Raw genomic sequence first — 25,360 nt, forward strand, 5'->3', positions numbered from 1 at the left:
CGATCTTGCGGACGGAGATGCGTCTTGGTCCGGCCTTCTGCAAAGCCTCGTGGCGAACCGATCCTCGGTCACAGCCGCATTCTGGCTGTGGGAACTTCCGACCGAGCAGGACCGTCCGGAGGTTCAGCGGGCGACCTGGATCGAGTCTCCCCGAGAGGCGGTGGCGGCCATACGCCGATCGCTGGCCGATAGCCGGGCTTCGTGGGACGGCTTGGCCAGCCGGGCTGTGAGATTTGTCACGGACCCGCCGGCCGGTCAGAGGCGACACGGTGCGGCGTCATGCTGACACGAGGCTGCGCCGCGGAGAACTTCGCGGAGCGCACACGAGCCTGGGTCGGCGCAGTCGAGAGAGGATGTCGTGAGCGCGCCGAACAGGCTTGTAGGGCTCCTGGCCGCCAACGCGTTCTTCGCCGAGCTGGGCCAAGACGCTCTGCAGGCCATCGCCGGCCTTTGCCGGATGCGGAGCGTTGCGCGTCACGAGATCCTCTTCCAGAAGGGGGATCCAGGCGATGCCATCTACGCGATCCGTCGCGGGCAGATCCGCATCGCCACCGGCACCGAGGACGGCCGGTCCGTGACGCTCAACCTCCTCGGCCCGGGTGATGTCTTCGGCGAGATCGCCCTGCTCGATGGCCATGCCCGCACCGCAGAGGCCATCGCGCTCGAGGCGACGGATCTCTCCGTCATCGACCGGCGGGATTTCCTCGAACTCCTGGCGCACGACGCGACCCTGGCGGCGCGGATCATCGGCTTCCTGTGTCGACGGTTGCGCTGGATGAGCGAGCGCATGGAAGAGGCCACGCTCCTTCCCCTCGATGCTCGGCTGGCGCGGCGTCTGGTTATGCTGTCCGAGGATTACGGCGCAGAAATCCAGGTGACACAGCAAGAGCTCGCCGCGTACGTTGGTGCGGCGCGGGAAAGCGTCAATCGCGTCCTTCAGGATTGGCGTCGATCTGGCATCATCGATCTTGGGCGCTCACGCGTGCGTGTGAAGGTCGCGCCGCGTCTGGCGGCCCTCGGCGAGCCCTCACGGATCTGAGGCGACAGAAGGGATCCACCACATGAGGCCTCTCGCGCGAGTCGCGGCCGCATTCGCGGCCGTCGTCGTCCCCGTCACCGCCGACGCCCAGACCCGCTGTACGGAATCGACCCGCTTCGACCCGCCTCTGCGGATCCTGCGATGCACCGACGGTCTCACCCTCGAAGCCGAGCGAGCGGCCCCGTTACGGCCCGTGGATCGGGATGGCGACGGGCAGCTTGAGGGGGCGGAGATCGGCGGCAGCGCCGTGCTCGTGACCCTGCCACCGCGCTCGAACACGCGCAGGGGCGGCTTCCAGATCCTCACCCCCCACGCCATCGCCTCCGTGCGCGGCACGATCTACGCCGTCGATGTGACCACCGCCAAGACGTCGGTTTTCGTGGCCCGGGGCCGCGTCGCCGTCGCGCGCCGGAACACCCCGGCCGTGGCCGTCACACTGGGCCCGGGTGAGGGCGTCGATGTCAGTGAGGATCAGGGGCCCCTGGACGTGCGACGGTGGCCGCAGGAGCGCGTCAAAAGCCTGCTCGAGCGCTTCGGGCGGTGAGAGCCGCGGGTCTGAAGCCGGGGCCTGAGTCGATCCCGACCTCCCGGCGGACCAAGCGAGGCTTCGCCCTCCTCGTGTTCGTGGCCGCGCTGGGGTGGAGCGGCTGGCTCACGCACCTGCACATCGCTGGACAGGCGACGCCGCTCGATTACCTGGAGGCGGCGGCGACGGACCTACGCATGCGGCTGGCCGGCCCACGCACGCCGCCCAATGATGTCGCGATCGTCGCCATCGACGACGCGATCGTCCGCCGGGAAGGAGGCTTTCCCGTCTCACGCGCGACGATGGCGCGGCTGATCGAAGCGATCGCCACGGCCCACCCCCGCGCGCTCGCCGTCGATGTCCTGTTCCTGGAAGACGGGCGCCAGCCGGAGGCGGATCGTGCCCTCGCCGCCGCCCTCCGCAAGCTGCCTGCCGTCCTGGCGGCGGCAGCCGTGTTCGACGAGGCCGCGAACGAGGGGGGCATCCCGGTCGCCACCGGCGTGCATCGCCCGATCCCGGCGATCGGCGCGGCCGCGCTGACGGGCCTCGTCAACCTGTCTGAGGACGCCGCCGGCGTTCCGCGGCACCTTCCTCTCGTTGCCAGGGCGGACGATGGCGTTGCGGCCCATTTTGTCCTGCGCACAGCGGCCCTGGCCGCCCGGATCGATCCGGTCCTGACCGAGGGACAGGTACGGATCGGGCCTGCCGTCATCCGGCTCGACCTCGGCTATCATCTTCCGCTCCGTCCCTACGGGCCGCGGCGCACGATCCAGACCGTGAGCGCCGCCGCACTTCTCGATGGCACGGCTCCGGTCGCCGCTCTGGCGGACCGTATCGTCGTGATCGGCGCGACCGCACTCGGAGGCAGCGACACCTTCGCGACGGCGTTCGATCCCGTGATGCCCGGCGTCGAACTGCTCGCGACCGGCATCGCCCATCTGACCACGGGCGACGGGCTCGTGCGCGATGCGCGCGTTCGGCGGCTCGACGGGGTGGCGGCCGTGGTTCTCGCAGGCGCTGCCGTGCTCCTGATCGCGCTGGCCCCACCGCTCCCAGCAGCCATCCTCGTGATCCTCCTCCTGGCCGCCTGGCTTGCTCTGGGCACCGTCGCCTTCAGCCAGGGCATTTGGCTGAGCGCCGCCCTGCCGCTCGCAGCTGCTGGCATGCCGACGCTCCTGTGCGCGGTGGCCCGCCAGACGCTGGATCGCCGCCAGGGCCTGAGGCTCGCGCGATCGGAGCAGGCTCTGCGCCGGCTTCAACCCGCCGCGCTCGCGGAACGGCTCGCCTGGGACCCGGCCTTTCTGGCTGCACCGCTCACGCGCGAGATCCCGGTGCTCTTCATCGATCTGACCGGCTTCACCGGCCAGAGTGAGCGCCTCGGCCCGGGCCGCACCCGCACCCTCCTGAAGACGTTCCACGATCTCGTGGACGAGGCCGCATCGTCGCACAACGGTCTCGTCGTCAACTTCATGGGCGATGGCGCGATGGTCGTGTTCGGCGCGCTGGACCGCGATCCCGCGCAGGCGGAAAACGCCGTGCAGGCAGCCTGCGATCTCATCGCGCGCACCCGCGATTGGATCGAGCGCGATCCTGAACTGGCGGGCGCCGGACGTGCGCTCGACGTGCGGATCGGCGCGCATTCCGGACCGGCGATCCTCTCGCGTCTCGGCAGCGACACCAATCAGCAGGTCACGGCGACGGGCGATACCGTCAACGTCGCGAGCCGCTTGCTGGCCGTAGCGTCGGAGGCCAAGGCTCACCTCGCCGTCAGCGCCGATCTCCTAACGGCTGCCGGCATCGTTGATCCGGGCGGCCTCTTCGACGAGCGGCAGATAGCGCCCATCCGTGGACGGTCCCAACCCATCGAGGTTTGGTTGAAGCGCGAACCTGCGCCGCTGCCGTAGATCCCGCTCCGCGCGCCTGGGTCTCTGTGACCGGGGTCACAGCGGCCGGCCATCGTCGGCCGCAAAGTGCTGTCACCCCAACAGGGAGAAGCACGATGAAGACGATTTCGACGAAGACGATGATGGTGGCGGGTCTCGCGCTCGCGACACTGGCCGGCGGTGCAGCCAGCGCCGACGCCCGCGGGTTCGGTCACGGCGGCTTCGGCCATCACGACGGGTTCGGCTATCATGGCGGCTTCGGCCATCGCGGACTCGGGTACGGCCGCTTCGGGTACGGCGGGTTCGGCCACCGTCAATACTTCCACCACCGTGGCTTCCGTCGGCGCTTCGGTGGGTTCGACTGGGGTTATCCCACGGGCAGCTACTTCCTCAGCTCGGATTTCGGGGATTGCCGCTTTGTCTACAACCCTTTGTTCTTCGGACACGAGCGCGTCTGTAGCTGACCGGGCATCCGTCCCGTTTCATTGAGCCATCGGCCAGAGACCGGCCGCCGCTGCACACGCAGCGGCGGCCGGTCGGCCCATCTCGTGACACCACCGCTTTCTGCGACGAGGGACTAGTGACGGCACCCCCGCCCCATTCGTCCCGAAGACGCCGCGCGCATATCGCAACGCGAACCGCAAGCGCGTTAGAGGTGTGGCTCGCTCCTGCGCGGAGCGATCGCGAGTGTGTCGCCGCCCTAGCGCGTTCGCCTGAAGGCGTGCACGTGACCGTGGTGATGGTGGTTCCACCGAGGATGATGTCGGTGCCGGGATCCGGGCGCGTCACGCGGCCGGAGGCTGCGCCGGGGAGCAAGGCGATGGCGGCGAAGCGGAAATCGGCGGGTGCAGCTCGGCAGGGCGAGCCCGCCATGCGCCGCACGGCCCCTGATTTCTACGAGAGCCTGCCCCGGTTCACCGCCTTCTCCAGCCTCATGGATCCAGGCCTGTATCGCCCGCTGCCCACGACCTGGTGGCTCGGTGTGGCCGATGTCGTCGGCTCCCAGCAGCAGATCGGGCTCGGCCGCTACAAGGCGGTCAATGCGGCCGGCGCCGCCACCATCGCGGCCGTTTCGAATGCCCTCGGCCGGCGCGCGTTTCCCTTCGTCTTCGGCGGTGACGGGGCAAGCTTCGCCATTGCTCCGGAAGACGTCGACACCGCCAGAGACGCGCTGGCGGCAACGGCCGTCTGGGTCCGTGAGGCGCTGCAACTCGAGCTGCGCACCGCTCTCCTGCCGGTCGCAGCCGTGCGCGATCGCGGGCTAGACGTGCGCGTCGCGCGCTACGCGCCCAGTCCCCACGTGTCCTACGCCATGTTCAGCGGAGGCGGCCTTCCCTGGGCAGAGGCCGCCATGAAGGCCGGCGACTATGCCGTCGCGCCGGCCGAGCCCGGCAGCCAGCCTGACCTAACCGGCCTCTCCTGCCGCTGGCAGGAGATCCGTCCCCGCCACGCGTTGATGCTCTCGCTCGTGCTCGCGCCGCAGCACAGCGGCGACGCGCCGGCCTTCCGGCAACTCGTGCAGGAGATCCTGCACAGCCTGGAGATCAGTGCCGAGGTCGCACGTCCGATGCAGGATGAGGGACCGCAGATGCACGGACCGTGGGCGGGGCTGGATCTTGAACTGCGCGCCGTGCCGGGCTCTCGTAAGAGCCGGTTCTGGCGCAAGCTTCGCCTCGTGGCACGATCGATTCCGGAATACCTGATCTATCGCACAGGCTTGCGGGTAGGAGCGTTCGATCCCGCGGTGCTTCGGCACGAGATCGTCGGGAACACGGACTTCCGCAAATACGACGATGCGCTGCGGATGACACTGGACTGCACCGAGGTCTTCGCGGACCAGCTGGAGGCGCAGCTCGCCGCTGCAGAGGCGCAGGGGATCTGCCATTTCGGCCTGGAACGGCAATTGGCTGCGCAGTTGACCTGCATCAGCCCGCCGGTGCCCGGCAGCGGGCACATGCACTTCATCGATGGCGCTGGCGGAGGCTACGCCGCGGCCGCCGCCAGGCTGAAGGGTCGGGCGGCAAGCGTCGGGGCCGTGGTGCCGAGCAACCCGTGAGGGGGCTGTGAAGCGTGGCTGCTGCCGGATGAAGCGCGGGCGCTCGGGACGACCTGCCTCGAGCGGTGTTCAAGATCACTGTGCAGCACCGCATCAGCGAGCGTTTGGCCGATGGCGGGACCTTCGCGGTCGGCGCCAGCCTGATCCGTGCCGATGCCTGCGAGCGGCGACCGGCCGAAGGCGCGAAAATCTTCACCGTGTAGGAGCTTTTCCGGCCCGGGATCTTTGCTGATGGGATGTCCGCTTCGGGGCTTTCTCGAAACGGGCTGAATGACCGGGATGGGCGCGGCGCCGAACGTCCGCTTCCTGGCCAAGTACCATGTCACTTGCAGTGCTAACCTACCTTGTGCACCGAGCCTTCCATGTTGCCTTGGAGCAGTTCTCGACCAGCGTAGATGCCGCCCACGACTTCCAGATCGAGCCGCTCCGTGTCGCGACGGCGAACCTGCTCCATGATCGCGCTCGCCACTTCAGGCTCGGACCCGACCGTCAGGAGCGCCTGCTTGCCCAGTGCCAGGGCTGACTCGGCCGTCTCGCGGATCTGGTAGGCTACTCCGGCCTCAATGAGCGCGACCGCATGTTCCCGGTCGCGGGCGCGGGCGAGAACCGGCACCAGGGGGAACTCGGCCTTCGCGAGTTCGGCGATATGCTTGGCCATCGCGGGGTCGTCGACGCAGATCAGGATCGCCCGCGCAGTCTCGGCGCCCGCCGCGCGCAGGATGTCGAGCCGGGTGCCGTCGCCGTAATAGACCTTGAAGCCGAAGCCTTCGGCAAGGCGTATGTTCTGGGCGTTCCTGTCGATGATCGATACGGAGCAGCCCTGCGAGATCAACGGCTGGCTGGCGATCTGCCCGAAGCGGCCGAACCCGACGATCAGGGCGCTCCCGACGAGGTCCTCCGGCGCCTCGACGCCGTCGGTCGAGGTCGCCGCCTTCGGCACGAGCCGGTCGAAGGCGATCACCATCAAGGGCGTGATCGCCATCGACAGGATGACGGTCGCGGTCAGGACGGCGTTGGTCGTGCCGTCGATGATGCCCGCGCTTGCGGCCGCTGCGTACAGGACGAAGGCGAATTCGCCGCCCTGGGCCATCAGGGCCGCGCGCTCCAGCGATTCGGCGTGCGAGGCGCGCAAGAGCCGGGCGACACTGTAGATAAGCAGGGCTTTGACGGCCATGTAGGCAGCCACGCCCATGAGGATCAGGCCCGTATTCGCCGCGATCATGGTCAGGTCGAGCGACATGCCAACGCCCAGGAAGAATAAGCCGAGCAGGATACCGCGAAACGGCTCGACATCTGCCTCTAGTTGGTGGCGGAAGCTCGACTCTGAGAGGAGTACGCCGGCCAGGAAGGCGCCCATCGCCATGGAGAGGCCGCCGAGTTGCATCGCGAGCGCCGAGCCGAGCACCACCAGAAGAGCCGCAGCCGTCATTACCTCCCGCGCCTTAGCGGCAGCGAGGATACGGAACAGCGGGTTGAGCAGCCAGCGACCCGCGGCCACAAGCGCCGCGACCGAGCTCAGGGCGATGGCGACTGCGACGGCGCGCTCCGTGCCGCTCGACTCGACGCCGCCGGGCGCCAGCAGCGCGACGATGGCGAGCAGGGGAACGATGGCGAGGTCTTCGAGTAGCAGGATCGCCACGATCCGCTGGCCCTTCGGCGTGGAGAGCGCGCGGCGCTCCTCCAGCAGTTGCATGACGATGGCGGTCGAGGTCAGCACGAAGCCGGTGCCGGCCACGAAGGCCACGGTGACTGAGAACCCCAGGCCGATCCCGACCAGGGTGAGGGCGGCGATGCAGGCACCGACCTGAACAAGGCCGAGCCCGAAGATCGCCCGGCGCATGCCCCAGAGCCGGGAGGGCTCCATCTCCAGCCCGATGATGAAGAGGAACATCACAACGCCGAGTTCGGCGACGTGTAGGATGGCGTGGGCGTCGTTGAACAGGCCGAGGCCGAAGGGGCCAATGGCCAGCCCCGCCAGAAGATAGCCGAGGACCGAGCCGAGGCCGAGCCGCTTGAACAGCGGCACGGCGACGACCCCCGCCGCCAGCAGGGCGACGACTTGCACGAGATCGCTTCCCGCGCCGGACGCTTCGACAGCCATGGCGTTGTCCAACCTCGTGCGTACGGGAGCGCCCGCGATGGGCCGCGGAACCTTGTATGAGCCGCGATCACGCCGCCGTGAACGGGGGCGGCGCTGGCGTCAACTCACGGATAGCGGACCGGAGGCGGATCCTCGGGCAGTGGGATGAACTCGGCATCGTTCGGCACAGTATCGAACCGGCCCTGGCGCCAATCCTCCTTGGCCTGTGCGATCCGCTCGGGCCGCGAGGATACGAAATTCCACCATAGGTGACGCGGCCCGTCCATCGGCTCGCCGCCGAGTACCATGAACCGGGCAGTTTCCGTGGCGCGGATGCTGATGCGGTCACCGGGGCGGAATACCAACAGTTGCCCGGGCCCAAAGCCGTCGCCGGCGATCTCGATAGCGCCCGAGACCGTGTAGATTGCCCGCTCGTCGTAGGTCGGATCAAGGGGGAGCACAGCGCCCGCCTCCAGCGCCACGTCGGCGTAGACCATCGGACTTGAGGTCCGCACCGGCGAGCGCGCCCCAAAGGCCTCGCCCGCGATCAGCCGGACAGTCTTGCCCTCGCCGGTCAGGACCGGTAGCGACGGCGCGTCGTAGTGCTCAAAGGCTGGCGCCGTCTCCTCGTCCTTTGAACTCAGGGCAACCCAGCTCTGGATCCCGAACAGTTTCGAGCCGGTCTGCCGAAGGGTCGGCGCGGTGCGCTCGGAGTGGGTGATACCGCGTCCGGCGGTCATCCAGTTCAACTCGCCCGGCCGGATCGGCAGTGCGGTACCGAGGCTGTCGCGATGCATGATCTCGCCGTCGAACAGGTAGGTGACGGTCGAGAGACCGATATGCGGGTGGGGCCGCACGTCCATCCCGGTGCCGAGCAGGAACTCGGAAGGGCCCATCTGGTCGAAGAAGATAAACGGCCCGACCATCCGACACTCGGTCGAGGGCAGTGCGCGGCGCACTGCGAAGGAGCCGAGGTCCCGCGAGCGCGGGACGATCAGGGTCTGGATCGCGTCGCAGCTGAAATGGTCGCCCGGAACCGGATCATCCGCACTGTGCCAGCTCATCACTCTCTCTCCTGTTTTGGCCAAGCCCGACCGGGTGAGACGGGATGCGCCCTGACGACGCGTCGCCGGAAGCACATTGCGTGATCCTGTCAGCGTCGAATATGGAAACCGGCGAAACGCAACGTTTCCATTTCTGAGCGCAGACCCTTGGCCTTGGGTGGTCGTCAAGCCGTTATCGGCTGAGTCATTCGCCGGCTGCTCGTGCGGCGTCACGGATCAGGCACTGTGGTATGATCTCGCGTGTGAGGATCTCACGCCAGTAGCGATCCTCAACTGCCTGCAAGACCTAGACTGCAGGTGCGAGCCTCCACGAGGTCTGCTTGCGGGCTACCGTCGAGCAGTGCTGTACGGCAGCTAATGGGCGCATTGCGGATCTTCCGCTTGCGGTAGGCGGTCATCTTCCGCACCTGACCCAGCGCAGGCCCTCGCAACATCCGCTTGAGGGCGGTCTGATCAGCGGCGTGAGCTACTGACGGTGGCCGGTAGCGGGCGCATACCACACTGATCCGGGACGCTCGGAGCAAACTCTACGGTTGCCCTCAACTAATGCGCCGGGCGCTTCGCGGGCCGTTCTTCCGCAGCAATCGGGAGGCACTGTATCAGCGATTGCAAAGACATGGCGCGCGCCCTCTCGCGTTGGTCCGGCGGTTGCTATGCTGGTGCGTCTCGTTGGGGGCCAAAATGAAGCGACGCACATTCCTCGCCGCAGGTGCCTCGACACTGGCAGCGCCAATCGTCGGCCGAGCGCAAGACGCCCGGGTGCTGCGCATGGTGCCCCAGGCGAACGTGACGTCCATTGACCCGATCTGGACGACCGCGATCGTGACGCGCAATCACGCCTATATCGTCTATGACACCCTGTTCGGCCTCGATGCCGACCTGCAGCCCCAGCCCCAGATGGCGGCCGGCTACCGGGTCGAGCAGGATGGGCGGAAAGTGACGATCGCCCTCCGCGAGGGGCTGCGCTTTCATGACGGGACCCCCGTCCTCGCGCGCGATTGCGTCGCCAGCATCAGGCGCTGGGCCGCGCGGAACGGGTTTGGCCAGACGTTGATGGCCGCGACCGACGAGATCGTGCACGACGGTGATGTGAACATCGTCTTCCGTTTGAACGCGCCTTTCCCGCTGCTGCCGAACGCACTGGCGAGCGTCAGCCAACCCGCCTTCATTATGCCGGAGCGGATCGCGCAGACTGATCCGTTCAAGCAGATCACGGATGCCACCGGCTCCGGGCCGTTCCGCTGGAAGGCGGACGAGTTCAACTCGGGCAGCTTGATGGTTTACGAGCGGCACGCGGGATATGCGCCCGCTCCCGGTGCCCCGAGCCTGACCGCCGGCGGCAAAGTCGCCCATTTTGACAGGGTCGAGTGGCAGATCATCGCCGACGGCGCCACTGCGGCGGCTGCGCTGCAGAACGGCGAGATCGACTGGTACGAGCAGCCACCGCCGGAACTCCAGCAGCTCCTCGCCCGCAATCGTAATATCGTCGTGGAAGGGCTCGACCGCTTCACTAATCCAGCCATCCTGCGCATGAATCACCTGCAGCCACCGTTCGACGATGTCGAGGTGCGCCGGGCGGTGCTGCCGGCCATCATTCAGAGCGACTTCATGGCAGCCGTGGCCGGTGATGATCCCGCCAACTATGACGACCGGTGCGGGATCTTCACGCCGGGAACTCCTATGGCGACGGATGCCGGCATGGAGGTGCTCACGGCCCCGCGAAGCATCGAGAAGGCGCGGGCGGCGCTGAAAGCCGCGGGCTATAACGGCGCAAAGGTTCGGCTGATCGGTCCGACCGATATCCTGGCGCCCTCGGCGATCACCCAGGTCGCGGCCGATCTGCTGCCCCGTATCGGCTTCAATGTAGATCTGGCCCTGAGCGACTGGGGTACGGTCATCCAACGCCGCGTCTCACGCGAGCCCGTTCATAAGGGCGGCTGGTCCGTGCTGTTGACCACGTTCTCGTCGTTCGACAATGCTGATCCGGCGGCGCTTCAACCGCTCAGAGCCAACGGCGCGGGTGCCTGGTTCGGCTGGCCGTCGATTCCGAAGCTGGAGGAACTCCGCGCCGCCTGGTTCACCGCTCCGGATGTGCTTGTGCGCAAGGCGCTCTGCGCGGAGATGCAGCGGGTCGCGCTCGACCAAGTGGCCTACGTACCAGTCGGCTCCTATCGATCCATGACCTCTTTCCGGCGCAATCTGACGGGCCGGGTCCTCGGATTTCCCATCCTCTGGAACATCAGAAAGACCTGAGCGAAACGTCCGGTCACCGAAGGCCGCCGGAGGTTTTTGGTGGGATCAGCCGGGCCGGTTCTCGCCGGGTCTGCGTATCTTTCCGCCGGCCATGGTGTCTCTCTCACGAGCGCACCGCCTCCCCGTTCCACGTCCGGATCCAGCACCATCCCCTCATCCATCAGAAAACCACGAGACAGAGTGCCCGGCTTCCATACAATCCTCCGGTCGGGCACGAAGACCGGACCGGAGGAGACGAGTGATGAATCGACGTGATGTCCTCGCGGGTGCCGCCGCCTTGACGGCGACCACGGTCGCGGCCCAGGCCGACCGGCTGCCCCTCGGCGACCTGCTGGGTACTCGCTATCCCGATCCGCGGGTCGAGGCTCTCGACAAGCGCTTCCGCTACAAGGTCGGCAACGCCGCAATCGAGCGCATCGCCACTGGCTTCCGCTGGGCGGAAGGCCCAGTCTATTTTAGGGACGGCAGATACTTGTTGTTGAGCGACATCCCCAACAACCGGATCATGCGCTGGCTCGAGAACGGCCACGTCAGCGTCTATCGGGCGAACTCGAACTACTCGAACGGCAACACCCGCGACCGCCAGGGCCGACTGATCACCTGCGAGCACGATACCCGCCGGGTGACCCGCACCGAGCCGGACGGGAAGATCACGGTCTTGATCGACACGTTCGACGGCAAACCGCTCAACGCTCCCAACGACGTGGTGGTGGCCTCCAACAACGCGATCTGGTTCACCGATCCGGGCTATGGCATCGACGGGTTCTACGAGGGTCACAAGGACAAGGCGGAACTGCCGACCCGGGTCTACCGGCTCGATCCCTCGACCGGGCAGGCCAAGGTCACGGCTGAGGGCATCGATCGGCCCAACGGCCTCGCCTTTTCGCCCGACGAGAAGATCCTCTACGTCGTTGATTCAGGCATCACCCATGGTGGGCGGGCCAATATCCGCGCTTTCACGGTCGAGGGCGACCGGCTCATCGGCGACCGCGTCTTCGCCGAAGGCTTCGCGCCGGGCTTCACAGACGGAGTCCGCACCGATGTCGACGGCAATGTCTGGTGCTCGATGGGCTGGGCCGACCCGAAGGAGGACGGAGTGCGCTGCTACATGCCGTCGGGCGACCTGATTGGCAAGATCAACCTGCCCGAGACCTGCGCCAATCTCTGCTTCGGGGGTCCGAAGAAGAACCGGCTGTTCATGGCGGCGAGCACCTCGATCTACGCGGTCTATGTCGACACGCAGGGAGCAATGGTGCCGTAGGGTACCTCGGCCGCCCCACAACGACTGCCACGCGTGAGCCCTCAACCCTTGCGCGGAGAGGCTCGGTCGCCTGTGGGCATGACGACAGCGTCTAATTCGACGAGTTTTCGCTCGGAAGTGGACAGGCGGGTTCCACCCATCTGAGACATTCATGCGAGCGATGCGACGCGGGTGATGCTGGCCGAAAGCGGCGCGTCCGCTTCGAAGAAGGGCCCGCTGAAACGCGGACGGGCTAAGACCGGCCCAACCCGGCTGTTCCGCAATGTTTACGTCGGCCCCGAAAGCGGTCATCAGCAGCCGCGCGCTCGCATTCGGGTTTGCCCGGCGTCGTCTAGACGCCGTGATAGATCCCGGCGACGCTCTCGATATCCGTCGAGATCAGGACGCGCATCGCTTAGGCCCCGAGGATATCGGCCCAGCCGGGCAGGAGATCGGTCAGGGCGTCCCGCCGGTGGCCGTCGCGGCCCGTGACCGCCTCGGCTCGCCAGAGGGCGTGGATGATCGCCTGCTCGATCCCGTCCGCGGCGGCCTCGAACAGCGGGTCGAGCGCCGCGTCGTGCAGTAGGGCGGGCGTCGGCATCGGGCGCGCGGGATCGTGCGGCACGGTGTAGGCGGTCGAGAAAGCGAGCGCGATGTCGCCGCTGCCGTGGCCGAACACCGAGCCGGTCCGGGCGAGACCCGCCCCGGCCCGCAGGGCGAGGCGGCGGAGCTGGCGCGCGTCGAGGGGCGCATCGGTGGCGACGATCATGATGATCGACCCCTTCTCCGGGGCCTCCGCGGCCGGTTCCGGTTCGCCCGCGACTGCCCGGAGGTGGGCGGCGAGCGGCGTGCCGCAGACCCGGATCTGGGATGGCTTGCCGAAATTCGAGAGGACGAGGGTTCCCAGTGTGAAGCGGCCGCGCGTGCGCGTGCGGACCCGCCGGGAGGCGGTACCGATGCCGCCTTTGAGGCCGAAGCTCGACATCCCGCGCCCGGCCCCTACCGATCCTTCTGCGACGTCGGCGCCGGCCGCGCCGAGGGCGTCGCGATAGTGGGACGCCTCCACCGCCATGCGCTGGATGTCGTTGAGGTAGCCGTCGTTGCACTCGAACACGAGCGGGTTGAGCGTCGGCAGCGCGCGCCCGATCTCCGGATTGTCGGCGATCGCCGCGCGGATCTGGGCCGCGGCCACCGCCGGCACGGAGAAGGTGTTGGTCAAGGCAATTGGCGTCTCGAGCACGCCGAGTTCCTCGACCTGCATGAGGCCGACGGATTTGCCGAACCCGTTCAGCACGACCCCGGCCGCAGGAACACGGTCCCGGTAGGGATCGCCGCCGTGCGGCCGCACGACCGTCACCCCGGTCTGCACGTCACCTTCGGCCAGCGTGCAATGGCCGACCGTCACGCCCGGGACGTCGGTGATGGCGTCGCCCGCGCCCCGCGGCAGGCGGCCGACGCGGGGCGCGGGGCGCGGAGGGGCGATGTCCGTCACAGGCGATCGATCTTCGGGTCGAGGGCGTCCCGGAGGCCGTCCCCGAGGAGGTTGAAGGCCAGCACCGTGAAGAAGATCGCGAGGCTCGGGAACAGCGCGACGTGCGGCGCCGAGACCATGTCGGCGCGGGCCTCGTTCAGCATGGCGCCCCATTCGGGCGTCGGTGGCTGCGCGCCCATGCCGAGGAAGGACAAGCTCGCGGCCGTGATGATCGAGGTACCCAGCCGCATGGTGAAGTAGACCACGATGCCTGAGATCGTGCCCGGCAGGATGTGGCGCAGGATGATCGTCCGGTCGGGAGCGCCGATGCTCCGTGCGGCCTCGATGTAGGTGCTGTTCTTCAGGACCAGGGTCGTGCCGCGCACGAGGCGCGCGAAGGCCGGGACGCTAAAGACCGACACCGCCACGACGACGTTGACGAGCCCGGAGCCCAGGATGGCGACGACGCCGAGCGCCAGCAGGATGCCCGGAAAGGCGAACAGCACGTCGGACATGCGCATGACGATCCGGTCCCACCAGCCGCCGTAATAGCCCGCCAGGAGACCGAGTACGGTCCCGACGAGGCCGCCGACGGCGACCGAGAGGAAGCCGGTCGCAAGGGAGATCCGCGCGCCCTCGACGATGCGGCTCAGGATGTCGCGTCCGAGGGGATCGACACCGAGCCAGTGCGCGAGCGAGGGACCCTCGTTGATCCGGTCGTAGTCGAAGTCGTTGACCGGGTCGTAGGGCACGATCCACGGGGCCAGCACGGCCATCACGACCAGCAGGCCGATGAAGCACAGGGCGACGACGGCGACACGCTGGCGCCGGAACTTGCGCCAGAATTCCGACCACGGCGTCCGGATGCCGGTGGGGACGGGCGCGACGGTGGGGGCGGCGGGGACGAGGATGTCGGTCACGGCCGGCTCACCTGTAGCGGATGGTCGGGTTGATGAGGCCGTAGAGCACGTCCACGACCAAGTTGATCAGGATGAACTCCAGCGAGAACAGCAGGACCAGGGCCTGGATCACAGGGTAGTCGCGCTGGTTCACGGCATCGACGAGCAGGCGGCCCATGCCGGGCCAATTGAACACCGCCTCCACGACGATCGAGCCGCCGAGCAGGAAGCCGAACTGCAGGCCCATCATGGTCACGACCGGGATCAGGGCGTTGCGCAGGCAGTGCTTGGCGATGACGACGCGCTCCTTAAGGCCCTTGGCACGCGCAGTGCGCACGAAATCCTCGCCGATGACCTCGACGAAGGCGGCACGCGTGAAGCGGGCCATCACGGCGGCCACGGCCGCGCCCAGCGTCAGCGACGGCAGCACGTAGTGCCGCCACGTGTCGGCACCGACGGTGGGCAGCCAGCCGAGTTCCACCGAGAAGATTTGCATCATGAGGATGCCGAGCGCGAAGGCGGGGAACGAGATGCCGGACACGGCGAGCGTCATCCCGACCCGGTCGGGCCATTCGTTGCGGTAGACCGCCGAGACGATGCCGATGATCAGCCCGAAGGCGACCGCCCAGGCCATGCTGGTGAGGGTGAGTAGGAGGGTTGGCAGGAAGCGCTCGCCGATCTCGATCGAGACCGGGCGGCGGGTGCGGATCGAGACGCCGAGATCGCCGCGGGCGAGATTGGCGAAGTAGCGCACGAACTGTTCCGGCAGGGGCCGGTCGAGGCCGAGCTCTGTGCGCACCAGGGCCACCGTCTGGGCGTCCGCATCCTGCCCGGCCGCCAGCCGGGCCGGATCACCGGGCAGCAGGTGGACGAACAGGAAGACCAGCACCGAGACGATCAGCAGCGTCGGCAGCAGCCCGAGGAGTCGCTTGAGCAGGAAAATCAGCATAGGTTCGCGCCCGGGATCCGGGGTTTCCGTGAAGCGATCGCGCGGGCCCGCCGCGCCGGGCCGGCTAACGATCGGGCCAGCCGGCGCAGGGTCCGCGATTGGCGGCTACTGAGCGACAGCGATTTCGCCGGAATCGATGTTGCCGTCGGGCATGACGTAGACGCCGGAGAGCCGCGCGGAGGTCGCGTAGAGATTCTGCTCGGTGACCAGCGGCGCCCAGGGCGCGTCCTTCATCACGATCTCTTGCGCTTTGGCGTAGAGCTCCGCCCGCTCCGCGTCGTTCGTCGAGACCAGCGCCTTGGCGAGGAGGGCGTCGAACTCGGCGTTGCTGTAGTAGGCGGTGTTGTTAAGCTTGGGCGGCCACGCCTCCGTCGCCAGCAGTGGCCGCAGGCCCCAATCGGCCTCGCCGGTGGAGGACGACCAGCCGGCATAGTAGAGGCGGACGCGGGCGGTCTTCGGATCCGGCGCGGTCTGCACCCACTCGGTGCGCTGGCCGGGCTCCAGGGCCAGGGTCTGCACCTTGATGCCGACCTGGCCGAGCTGCTGCTGGAGGAACTGGATCGCCTTCTGGGCGGTGGTGGTGGTGTAGGCGCTCCAGAGGGTCGCCTCGAAGCCGTTGGCGTAGCCGGCCTCCTTTAGGAGCTGGCGCGCCTTGGCCGGGTCGTAGGGCCACGGGTCCATCTTGTGGGCGTAGCGCACGCCCTGCGGGACGATGCCCTGCGCGGGGAAGGCGTAGCCCGAGAAGGCGACCTTGGCCAACGCCTCCTTGTTGATCGCGTAGTTGATCGCCTGGCGGACGCGCAGGTCGTCGAACGGCTTCTGCAGCACGTTCATGCTGAGATACCGCTCGATGATCGAGGCGTGCACCTCGATCTTCAGCTTCTTGCTGGCTTCGAGCATCTTGGCCTGCTCGTAGGGCAGCGGGAAGGCGAAGTCGGCCTCGCCGGTCTGCAGCATGGCGGCGCGGGTGCCGTTCTCGGGCACCGGCTTCCACGTGATGGTGTCGACCTTCGGGAAGCCGGCCAGCCAGTAATCGGCGAACTTCGCGCCCTTGACGTAATCGGTCTGCTTCCAGTCGACGAAGGTGAACGGCCCGGTGCCGACCGGGTGAAAGGCGATATCCTTTCCGTACTTCTTCAGGGCTGTGGGCGAGATGATCGCCGCCGAAGCGTGGGCCAGCGAGTTGATGAACGGCCCGAAGGGCTCCTTCAGGGTGATGCGCAGGCTAGCGGGTGAGAGCACCTCGATCGTCTTGATGCGGTTGAACTGGTTGTACCGCGCCAGGTGGTTCTCCGGGTCGAGGACGCGGTCGAGGTTGGTCTTGACCGCAGCGGCATCGAACGTCGTGCCGTCGTGGAATTTGACGCCCTCGCGCAGCTTGAACGTGTAGACCAGACCGTCGGGCGAGCTCTCGTAGCTCTCGGCCAAGACGTTGCGGACCTTCAGGTCCTTGTCGAAGCCGAAGAGGCCCTCGTAGAACGACTTGGTGACGGCGGTCGTGAGTGTCGTGTTGGTGTTGTACGGGTCGAGGGTCTCGGGCTGGCCACTGATCGCCAGGATCGGGTCGCCCGCCGCGGCGGCGGGCGCGGCCGCCACGGCGAGCAGGCCGGCGGCGAGGAGGAAGCGCTCGAACATGGTCAGACCTCGGGGCATGGGACGATCCTGCTGGCGGGGATAGGGGGTGTCAGGCGGCGAGGCCGCCGACCGTGTGGCGGGCGACGAGATGACCGGGGCCGATCTCGACGAGAGGCGCGACCTGCGGCTCGTCGCCGAGCGCCCGGACGGGGCTCGGGATCTCGTCGGTCAAGAGCCGGCGGGCGCGCAGGTGCCGGCGGGCCGGGTCGGCGACTGGAACCGCCGCCATCAGCTTGCGGGTGTAGGGGTGCTGCGGGTTCTCGAAGATCGCCCGGCGCGGCCCGATCTCGACGGTCTGGCCGAGATACATCACCGCCACCCGGTGGCTGATCCGCTCAACCACCGCCATGTCGTGGCTGATGAAGAGGTAGGCGAGGCCGAACTCCCGCTGGAGGTCGAGCATCAGGTTCACGATCTGCGCTTGGATCGACACGTCGAGGGCCGAGACCGCCTCGTCGGCGACGATGACCTTCGGGTTCAGGGCAAGGGCCCGGGCGATAGCGATGCGCTGCCGCTGCCCCCCCGAGAACTCGTGCGGGTAACGCTGGGCCTGGTCGGGGGTCAGCCCAACGCGCTCGAGCAGCCACGCCACCCGCGCCTCGGCCTCGCGGCGCGTCGCGATCCCGTGGACCAGCAGCGGCTCCATGATCGAGAAGCCGACGGTCAGGCGGGGATCGAGGGACGCGTAGGGGTCCTGGAAGATGAACTGGATGTTGCGCCGCAGACTGCGGAGCCGGCCGGGGGGCAGGTCGCGGACGTTGCCGCCGTCGAACTCGATCAGGCCGCTCTCGCTCTCCACGAGGCGCAGGAGCGAGCGGCCCGTCGTGGACTTGCCGCAGCCGGATTCGCCCACGAGGGCCAGGGTCTCGCCGGGATGGAGATCGAAGCTGACCCGCTCCACCGCGTGGACGCGGCGGCGCACGCGGTTCAGCAGGCCACCGCGGATGTCGAACCGGGTGACGAGGTCGCGCACCCGCAGGATCGGCCCAGCGCCGGCGCGAACGGTGTCATGGGGCGCGTCGACTGCGGCTGGGGCCGCCTGCCCTGCCGGCTGTTCCCGGGCCTCGGCCCGCAGCAGGTCGAACTTCCGCGGCAGGTCGCTGCCCGCCATGGCGCCGAGCTTGGGCACGGCGGCGAGCAGCGCCCGGGTGTAGGCGTGGCGCGGCGCGGCGAAGAGCGCGGGCGCCGCCCCCTCCTCCACCTTGTCGCCGCGGTACATGACCAGCACGCGGTCGGCGATCTCGGCCACGACGCCCATGTCGTGGGTGATGAAGACGACGCCCATCCTCATCTCGGCCTGGAGGCTGCGGATCAGCTCAAGGATCTGCGCCTGGATCGTGACGTCGAGGGCCGTGGTTGGCTCGTCGGCGATGAGCAACTGCGGCTTGCAGGACAGGGCCATGGCGATCATCACGCGCTGGCGCATGCCGCCGGAGAGCTGGTGCGGGTAGCGCGTGAGGACGTTGCGCGCCTCGGGGATGCGCACGAGGTCGAGCATCCGCATGGCCTCGGCCCGGGAGGCGGAGGCGCTCTTCCCCTGATGGACGCGGATCGATTCGGCGATCTGGTCCCCGGCGGTGAAGACCGGGTTCAGGGAGGTCATCGGCTCCTGGAAGATCATCGCGATCTCGGCGCCGCGGATCGCCCGCATCCGGGCGTTCGGGGCGGCGGCGAGATCGAGGACCTCGCCCGAGCCGCGCCGGAACAGCATCTCCCCGGCCGCGATCCGGCCGCCGCCGTGCTCGACGAGGCGCATCAGGCTCAGCGAGGTCACGGACTTGCCGGACCCGGACTCGCCGACGATCGCCAGGGTCTCGCCGGCATCGACGTGGAACGACAGGTCGCGGACCGCCTCCACGACCCGCTCGGAGGTCGCGAAGCGGACGGCGAGACCAGTGACGGAGACGACGCGCCCGTCGGGCATCGCGGTGGTAGAGCCGGTTCCGGCTGCGATGGTCGGCATGGCGGATCTCAGCGCGCGGGAGCTGGGACGCGGCGGGACTCGCCGAAGATCGCGGTGGCCGGCGCCTCGCCGGGGCGGACGAGGCCGCGATACATGCCCTCGGTGTTGAACGGCATCGCGACACGGCCGCGCGCGTCGACAGCGATCAGTCCGCCGCGGCCCCCGACCGCCGGGAGCGCGTCCTCGACCACCGCCCGGGCCGCCGCCGCGAGGTCCTGGCCGCCGTAGGCCATGCGCGCGCAGACATCGTGCGCCGCGGCGACGCGGATGAAGGCTTCCCCCGTGCCGGTGCAGGAGACGGCGGCGGTCCGGTCGTCCGCGTAGGTGCCCGCGCCGATCAGCGGCGAGTCGCCGATACGGCCGGGACGCTTGTTGGTCATGCCGCCGGTCGAGGTCAGGGCGGCGAGATGGCCGTCCCGGTCGAGGGCGACGGCGCCCACCGTGCCGAACTTGCGGGTCTCGTCGAGGGGCCCCGACGCCGTGTCGTGGTCGAGGGCCACCTGCCCGGCGGCCAGTGCCCGGCGGAGCTGGTCGCGGCGGGCCTCCGTCGAGAAGAAATCCGGTTCGACCATCTCCAGACCGTGCTGCCGCGCGAAGGCCTCGGCGCCGGCCCCGGCCATCAGGACGTGCTCGCCCGCCTCCATCACTGCGCGGGCGGCGCGGCCGGGCCGGCGGACCCGTGCGACCCCCGCGACGGCACCGGCCCGCAGGGTGGCGCCGTCCATGATCGCGGCGTCGAGTTCGTGGGTCTCGGCGCTGGTGAAGACAGCGCCGTGGCCGGCATTGAAGAGCGGGCACTCCTCCAGGAGGTCGACGGCGCGGCTCACGACGTCGAGGGCGCTGCCGCCGGCGGCGAGGCAGGCCGCTCCGGCCGCCAGGATCTCGGCGAGGGCCGCGTGATAGCGCGCCTCGCCGCGATCGGCCTGGCCCGACGCGATCGTCCCAGCGCCGCCGTGGATCACGAGTACGGGGCGGTGGTCGCTCATGGAACGGTTCCCGGGGGCGGGGTGTCGGGCAGGTCGTCGGCTCCGCCCTGCGGTGGCCAGGCGGCGTAGTCGCGGTCGAGCCAGGGCAGGACGGCTTCCGTCACCCGCGTCGCGGCCGGGACGAGATCCACGGTGGCGTGGGCGAAGGCGCTCGCCAGGGCCTCGACGAGGGCCGTCAGGCTGGCATCTGAGGCGGCAAAGTAGTGGCAGTCAGTCTGCGCGTAGAGCGCGATCGTAGCGGTGGCGACGAGGGGCGAGTGCGGTCCGTCGGTCAGCGCCAGGACCGCGGCGCCGTGCTTCCGGGCGATCTCGGCCAGCCGCACCGTGTCGGCGAAGTACCGCGGGGTTGCGAGCGCGATGACGAGGTCGTCGGTCGTCAGCCGGCGCAGAGTCCGGGCGGCGAAGCCGGGCCCCTCCAGGGTTGCCAGCAGGTGGACGTCCTCTCGGTTGACGTCGAGGTTGCGCGCCAGGATACCGGCCGGCCAGCTGCTGCTGCCCAGCCCGACAATGTAGACCCGTCGGGCCCGGCGGATCGCCTCGACGGCCTGCGCACAGGTCTGGCCGTCGAGCCCGCGGCGTGTCGCTTCAATGTTGCGGACGATGTCGGCCAAGGCTCCGTCGAGGATGCCGGACGCGGTAGCGGTTTGATCTCGGCCGCCGCGCAGCTTCTCGACCGGTGCGAGCGCCTTCTCATAGCCGAGGACGAGAGCCGCGCGGAACTTTGCGTAGCCCTCATAGCCCACAGCGCGAGCAAACCGATTAGCGGTGGCGACCGAGACGCCAACCAAGTCTGCAAGCTCATTCACGGGCAGGGTCGCAGCGCGCAACGGATGATCAAGGACGAAGCGGGCGACCTCTCGGTGAGCGGAGCTAAGCGCCGGAAATGCTTGCGCAATCCGCTGCGCGACAGACAGCTCCTCATGGTCTGATGCCACGACGCTCCAGCCGATCAAAAATTCTCACTAGTGGTCAGTCTGAGAGTTTTTTCGATCACCGGCAAGCGCTTCGATGCTTATTTTCGCGGCACGAGTTGCACAAATCGCTGAACTCCCCAGACGAATCGGGTCATCCTACTCCTGATCAGGTGCGGATCCCCGTTCACGGCACCTGCGTTGGCCGACGGCTGCAGTTCCATTCCAACTGTCTGGGGCTGATCCTGCGTGCGGAAGTGGCGGAGGCTCGCTGCAGGCACAATGGCGACCGGTGAGCCGATCTACGCCGATGTCTGCTTCGGAGATGCCGGCTGACGCCACTGAATGGCCAAGATGGGCGCAGAACCGAACGACCGCTTTCGCGCGGTTCGGCGATCCGGCATGGCGTAGTCTGGACGACTGCGGCCCGTCTGCTTCCTGCTGGGCGACCGATTAAGCGGCCGTGTCCGCTTTATCGTCCTTAGTAGGTCTTACGAACACCACGATCCTCTGGCGCAGCCTTCACGGCCGTAGGACCGCAAAAGCATCCGTGAGCGTTTGACGCCACCAGCTGTGCCCAGGATCGTGTTGGAAACGGGGGTGCCACCATAGATAGGCATCGCTCGACGGCAGGATGATCGGCGGCTCTTTGATCTCGACTTCGTGCCGCGACGCGCGATCGGTGATCGCCTTCGGCAAGGTCGCGATGAGGTCTGTAGCCGCGACCATCCAGATCGCGGCCGGGAAACTCGGCACCGTCATGGCGACGCGTCGGCGCCGCCCGACTGCCGCCAGAGCCGCATCGACGATGCCCGTGTTGCCACCCGTGGTGCTGACGAGCACATGCGGCAGGGCTGCATAGGTATCGAGGTCGAGATCGACCGCTAACGCAGGATGACCGCGCCGCACCACGCAGCGAAACGGCTCGGAGATGACGCGCGCGCGCATCAACGCGCGATCCAGCGCCAGTTGGTGCTCCACCTCCGCGCCGGCCAGGACGAGATCCAGCCGGCCGCTGGCGAGGTCCTCCGCGAGCCCTGGGCCGATCGACCTCACCTGAAAATCCAGGCCGGGCGCTTCGCGTCTGATCCGTCCGAAGAGATCGGGCAACACCGTGAACTGCGGGTGATCCGGCGTCGCAAGCGTGAAGCACCGCGTCGATTGCGCGGGATCGAAGGCGGCCTGCCGGCCGAGCACGCGTTCCAGCTCTGCCAGTCCAAGCGACAGGCCGGGGCGCAGCGCCAATGCCCGGGGTGTTGGGCTGAGCGCGTTACCGGTCCGGACCAGCAGCGGATCGCCGAACCGGGCCCGTAGGGCGCGCAGCGAGTGGCTGACCGCAGACTGCGTGAGACCGAGGGCGCTTGCTGCCCGCGTCACACTGAGATGATCTAGGAGTGCATCGAGCACCAGAAACAGGCGGAGATCGCGCTCGGACACATGACGTGAACTCATGCAGACATGAGAGCAGCGAAGCTCGCTTCATGTCCAGGGCCGGCCTACACCCCGCGTCCTACCATTGGGGATCGCGCCGATGCGCCAGAATGAAACCATCGCCTTTGCAGGGACGCTCGTCGACATCCTGGTGGCCGGCGAGGAAACCGGCCGCCAGTTCTCGCTGCTGCGCATCACCAACCCACCGGGCGTTTGGACGCCTCCGCACCGGCACCTGCACGAGGAGGAGACCATCTATGTCCTGTCCGGGCAGGTTCAGGTCTGGACCGAGGGCGAGACCCGCTCGTTATCGGCCGGAGAGGTCGTGATCCTTCCTCGCGGCCAAGCTCATCGGCTAGGGAACGCCGGCCCTGAGACAGCCCGGGCCCTGGTATTCTGCACTCCGTCCGGCTTCGAGCAGTTCGTCCGCGAGGCTGGCCAAGCTACGGGTGCCTTGGCGTCTGCTCAGGCGCCCGATGCGGAAGCACTGGCGCTACTCGCCAGCCTGTCCTCACGCTTCGGCATCGAGCTTCTGCCGTCAGGCTGAGCAGGCACCAGGAACGAAGTGGCCGGTGCCTCGTCAGCCCTATCGAAACGCCGACGGGGCGCCATCCTTCAAGAGCTCCAGCCCATACTTCTCGTTTCCGCTGATTGAGGGCTGTCTGGCAACGAACAGCACGCTGATCAGCCCAGGCTGATGTCGGCCCACGCGGCGCTGTTGCAAATCACAGAGAGGATCTCGGAATGGATCTTTATCTCAGAGGCAAGCGTGCACTCGTCACGGGCGGTTCGAAGGGCATCGGTCTGGCCACCGCCGCCCTTCTTGCCGAGGAAGGCTGCGACCTCGTCCTGGTCGCTCGTGACCCTGCTGGCCTCACGCGCGCTGCGCAGGCCCAAGCCCGTCATGGCGTGGAGGTTCAGACCATCGCCGCGGACCTGTCGCGCACCGCCGAGCATGCGCGCGTCGTCCACGAGGTTGGGGGCATCGACATCCTCGTCAACAATGCCGGCGCCATCCCGCCCGGCGACCTCCTGTCCCTGGATGCGGCGACATGGCGATCCGCCTGGGACCTGAAGGTCTTCGGCTACATCGATCTCACCCGGGCTTTCTACCCGACGCTCAAGGAGCGCGGAGGCGTCGTCGTCAACGTCATCGGCTCGGCAGGTGAGCGTGCCGAGCCCAACTGCATCGCGGGTAGTAGCGGAAACGCGGCCCTGATGGCGTTCACGCGAGCCCTCGGAGCGCGATCCCCGCGCGACGGCGTGCGTGTCGTGGGCATAAATCCAGGTCCGGTTGCGACCGATCGCATCGAGATGCTTCTTCGCGCCAAGGCCGAACGGACGACAGGCAATGCGGAACGCTGGCAGGATGCGTTCAAGGACTCCGCATTCGGGCGTGCGGCCAAGCCCGAAGAGATCGCCGCCGCGGTGGCCTTCCTAGCCTCTCGGCGGTCCGGCTACACGTCCGGCGTCATCTTGACGATGGACGATCCCGGACGTCCCCCATTCTGAACAACTTGGGTTTCTGGGCGCGTGGATCAACCACGCCCAGGGGCGCGTCCGACGGCCGTCGGGACCTCCTCAACGTTTGGATCTGCGCCAAAGGAGCCGGGATCGTGGTCCGACAGCCGCCCTTGATCGAGCCGCCGGTTCAGCTCGTCGGGCGTTGACTACAGCACCGCCAAGCGCATTGACCGAAGTAAGGCTTCGGGCTTCGGCATCGCACGTCGTGCCTGCTGGCGCGAATTCCGCCGCCCCGCATCAGGAGCTGCGGGCCAGCCAATACAGTCCGGGGTATTGCCGAAGCACCGGTCCGCGCGAACCGTACACGAAGTCCGGTCGCGATTGTAAGCCCGAACCGATCAAGATCCAGGCGACTGCTCCCAGCGAGCCAAAGCCCGCCCGGAGCCGCGATCGATCGGGAGACGAAGGTTCAGAACTGGGACAAACCGCCGTCGACCACGATTTCCGCCCCCGTCATGTAGGAGCTGTCGTCACTCGCCAGGAACAGGGCGGCCCGCGAGACCTCGTCGGCCTCGCCGAAGCGTTGCAGGGGGACCTGTCCCTCGACGCCTTCGGCAAATGCCTTCAGCTCCTGTTCGCTCAAGCCAAGCTTACTGGCGAACGGCGTGCTGATTGGCCCGGGGCTCACGGCGTTGATCCGGATGCCGCGCGGCGCGAGCTCAGCGCCGAGCGTCCGAGTCAGCGAGCGCACGGCCGCCTTGCTGGCCGATAGGATCGACAGACCCGGCGTGCCCTTCGTGTTCAGGAAGGAGGTGGTGAACACGACGCTGCCGCCCTTGCTCATTAGCGGCACCGCTTTCTGGATGGTGAAGAACACTCCCTTGAAGTTGACCTCGAACTGCTCGTCCAAGTCGACCTCGGTCACAGCTTCCAGCGGTGCGGCTCTCCCAAGGCCCGCATTAGCGAACAAGACGTCGATACGGCCATAGCGCTCCCGCACACCCGCGATGACACGGTCGATGTCGGCGGAACAGCGCAGGTTCGCCGCGATGGCGAGGCAGCCTGTACCGAGTTGTGCTTCCGCCGCTTTCAGCCGCTTGGGATCGGTGCCGACCACAATGACCTTGGCGCCCTCGCGCCGAAACAGGTCAGCGGCAGCAAGGCCGATGCCGGACGTGCCGCCAGTGACGAGCACGACCTTATCGTTGAGCTTCATGACTATCCTCCGGACTTTCGAGACACTCGTGAAAGTCGGAGCGCGCGTTCCGTGGTGAGGAATATGACCCCGGTCGCAGGGCGCCTCAAACGGGATGTTCTCGGCCGCCGGAGTAGATAATATTTAGCGCATGAGAGCTCCAGATCACCTCAACGCACTGCGCGCCGTCGAAGCGGCGGCGCGTCACCACAGCTTCGCGCTGGCAGCGCAGGAACTGAACGTGACGCCTGCCGCCGTCGGGCAACTGGTAAGGCGGCTCTAAGAGAGCCTCGGCGTCGAGCTGTTTCATCGCGC

General features: G+C 67.9%; 22 protein-coding genes. 11 read left to right on the top strand and 11 right to left on the bottom strand.

Going from position 1 to position 25,360, the window contains the following annotated elements:
* Nucleotides 1-358: 358 nt before the first annotated feature.
* The 6 genes from MKL20_RS03035 to MKL20_RS03060 all read left to right on the top strand — a co-directional run bounded on the left by MKL20_RS03035 (nucleotide 359) and on the right by MKL20_RS03060 (nucleotide 5,707).
* On the top strand, nucleotides 359-1,039 hold the full coding sequence (locus MKL20_RS03035) for a Crp/Fnr family transcriptional regulator (RefSeq protein WP_244035428.1): 681 nt from the start codon (nucleotides 359-361) through the stop codon (nucleotides 1,037-1,039).
* A gap of 22 nt (nucleotides 1,040-1,061) precedes the next feature.
* A complete protein-coding gene (locus tag MKL20_RS03040) occupies nucleotides 1,062-1,583 on the top strand; it encodes a FecR domain-containing protein (protein WP_244035429.1) in 522 nt (173 codons plus the stop codon).
* Between the two features lie 74 nt (nucleotides 1,584-1,657).
* The gene (locus MKL20_RS03045) at nucleotides 1,658-3,469 is read left to right on the top strand and encodes a CHASE2 domain-containing protein (protein ID WP_244035430.1); all 1,812 of its coding nucleotides are present in this window, start codon (nucleotides 1,658-1,660) and stop codon (nucleotides 3,467-3,469) included.
* 95 nt (nucleotides 3,470-3,564) lie between these two features.
* Nucleotides 3,565-3,912 carry a hypothetical protein gene (locus MKL20_RS03050; protein WP_244035431.1) on the top strand — a complete coding sequence of 116 codons (348 nt, stop codon included), beginning with the start codon at nucleotides 3,565-3,567 and terminating at the stop codon, nucleotides 3,910-3,912.
* A gap of 356 nt (nucleotides 3,913-4,268) precedes the next feature.
* Nucleotides 4,269-5,504 carry a DUF3095 domain-containing protein gene (locus tag MKL20_RS03055; RefSeq protein ID WP_409568107.1) on the top strand — a complete coding sequence of 412 codons (1,236 nt, stop codon included), beginning with the start codon at nucleotides 4,269-4,271 and terminating at the stop codon, nucleotides 5,502-5,504.
* A 65-nt stretch (nucleotides 5,505-5,569) separates the two neighbouring features.
* A complete protein-coding gene (locus MKL20_RS03060; RefSeq protein WP_243963613.1) occupies nucleotides 5,570-5,707 on the top strand; it encodes a hypothetical protein in 138 nt (45 codons plus the stop codon).
* A 131-nt stretch (nucleotides 5,708-5,838) separates the two neighbouring features.
* Here the strand turns inward: MKL20_RS03060 and MKL20_RS03065 are convergent, their stop codons facing one another.
* Nucleotides 5,839-7,605: a monovalent cation:proton antiporter-2 (CPA2) family protein gene (locus tag MKL20_RS03065; protein WP_244035432.1), complete on the bottom strand. Its 1,767-nt coding sequence runs from the start codon at nucleotides 7,603-7,605 to the stop codon at nucleotides 5,839-5,841.
* Between the two features lie 104 nt (nucleotides 7,606-7,709).
* The gene (locus MKL20_RS03070; protein WP_244035433.1) at nucleotides 7,710-8,648 is read right to left on the bottom strand and encodes a pirin family protein; all 939 of its coding nucleotides are present in this window, start codon (nucleotides 8,646-8,648) and stop codon (nucleotides 7,710-7,712) included.
* A gap of 681 nt (nucleotides 8,649-9,329) precedes the next feature.
* Between MKL20_RS03070 and MKL20_RS03075 the strand changes: the two genes are divergently transcribed.
* Complete coding sequence (locus MKL20_RS03075) at nucleotides 9,330-10,901, top strand: ABC transporter substrate-binding protein (protein WP_244035434.1); 1,572 nt, start codon at nucleotides 9,330-9,332, stop codon at nucleotides 10,899-10,901.
* 241 nt (nucleotides 10,902-11,142) lie between these two features.
* The gene (locus tag MKL20_RS03080; protein WP_244035435.1) at nucleotides 11,143-12,162 is read left to right on the top strand and encodes an SMP-30/gluconolactonase/LRE family protein; all 1,020 of its coding nucleotides are present in this window, start codon (nucleotides 11,143-11,145) and stop codon (nucleotides 12,160-12,162) included.
* A 394-nt stretch (nucleotides 12,163-12,556) separates the two neighbouring features.
* Here the strand turns inward: MKL20_RS03080 and MKL20_RS03085 are convergent, their stop codons facing one another.
* The 8 genes from MKL20_RS03085 to MKL20_RS03120 form a co-directional block, all read right to left on the bottom strand.
* Complete coding sequence (locus MKL20_RS03085) at nucleotides 12,557-13,633, bottom strand: P1 family peptidase (protein ID WP_244035436.1); 1,077 nt, start codon at nucleotides 13,631-13,633, stop codon at nucleotides 12,557-12,559.
* A complete protein-coding gene (gene gsiD, locus MKL20_RS03090) occupies nucleotides 13,630-14,532 on the bottom strand; it encodes a glutathione ABC transporter permease GsiD (RefSeq protein WP_244035437.1) in 903 nt (300 codons plus the stop codon). The genes MKL20_RS03085 and gsiD overlap by 4 nt, the downstream gene beginning before the upstream one ends.
* Nucleotides 14,533-14,539: 7 nt before the next feature.
* Nucleotides 14,540-15,460, bottom strand: a complete 921-nt coding sequence (gene gsiC / locus MKL20_RS03095; protein WP_244035438.1) for a glutathione ABC transporter permease GsiC — start codon at nucleotides 15,458-15,460, stop codon at nucleotides 14,540-14,542.
* Between the two features lie 105 nt (nucleotides 15,461-15,565).
* On the bottom strand, nucleotides 15,566-17,113 hold the full coding sequence (gsiB, locus tag MKL20_RS03100) for a glutathione ABC transporter substrate-binding protein GsiB (RefSeq protein ID WP_244035439.1): 1,548 nt from the start codon (nucleotides 17,111-17,113) through the stop codon (nucleotides 15,566-15,568).
* A 31-nt stretch (nucleotides 17,114-17,144) separates the two neighbouring features.
* Entirely contained in the window at nucleotides 17,145-19,058 is a 1,914-nt protein-coding gene (locus MKL20_RS03105; RefSeq protein ID WP_244035440.1) for a dipeptide ABC transporter ATP-binding protein, read from the bottom strand.
* A gap of 8 nt (nucleotides 19,059-19,066) precedes the next feature.
* A complete protein-coding gene (locus MKL20_RS03110) occupies nucleotides 19,067-20,044 on the bottom strand; it encodes an isoaspartyl peptidase/L-asparaginase family protein (protein WP_244035441.1) in 978 nt (325 codons plus the stop codon).
* Nucleotides 20,041-20,979, bottom strand: coding sequence for a MurR/RpiR family transcriptional regulator (locus tag MKL20_RS03115; RefSeq protein ID WP_244035499.1), 939 nt, complete (start codon nucleotides 20,977-20,979; stop codon nucleotides 20,041-20,043). The genes MKL20_RS03110 and MKL20_RS03115 overlap by 4 nt, the downstream gene beginning before the upstream one ends.
* Nucleotides 20,980-21,477: 498 nt before the next feature.
* Nucleotides 21,478-22,392: a LysR family transcriptional regulator gene (locus MKL20_RS03120; RefSeq protein ID WP_244035442.1), complete on the bottom strand. Its 915-nt coding sequence runs from the start codon at nucleotides 22,390-22,392 to the stop codon at nucleotides 21,478-21,480.
* A gap of 94 nt (nucleotides 22,393-22,486) precedes the next feature.
* Between MKL20_RS03120 and MKL20_RS03125 the strand changes: the two genes are divergently transcribed.
* Nucleotides 22,487-22,933, top strand: coding sequence for a cupin domain-containing protein (locus MKL20_RS03125; protein ID WP_244035443.1), 447 nt, complete (start codon nucleotides 22,487-22,489; stop codon nucleotides 22,931-22,933).
* Nucleotides 22,934-23,130: 197 nt separating this feature from the next.
* Nucleotides 23,131-23,898 carry a short-chain dehydrogenase/reductase gene (locus MKL20_RS03130; protein ID WP_244035444.1) on the top strand — a complete coding sequence of 256 codons (768 nt, stop codon included), beginning with the start codon at nucleotides 23,131-23,133 and terminating at the stop codon, nucleotides 23,896-23,898.
* A gap of 421 nt (nucleotides 23,899-24,319) precedes the next feature.
* Here the strand turns inward: MKL20_RS03130 and MKL20_RS03135 are convergent, their stop codons facing one another.
* Complete coding sequence (locus MKL20_RS03135) at nucleotides 24,320-25,066, bottom strand: SDR family oxidoreductase (protein ID WP_244035445.1); 747 nt, start codon at nucleotides 25,064-25,066, stop codon at nucleotides 24,320-24,322.
* Between the two features lie 130 nt (nucleotides 25,067-25,196).
* Between MKL20_RS03135 and MKL20_RS03140 the strand changes: the two genes are divergently transcribed.
* On the top strand, nucleotides 25,197-25,328 hold the full coding sequence (locus MKL20_RS03140) for a LysR family transcriptional regulator (RefSeq protein ID WP_244035446.1): 132 nt from the start codon (nucleotides 25,197-25,199) through the stop codon (nucleotides 25,326-25,328).
* Nucleotides 25,329-25,360 lie beyond the last annotated feature (32 nt).

The sequence above is a fragment of the Methylobacterium sp. E-066 genome, from assembly GCF_022829635.1.
In the GTDB taxonomy this organism is placed as follows: Bacteria; Pseudomonadota; Alphaproteobacteria; order Rhizobiales; family Beijerinckiaceae; genus Methylobacterium.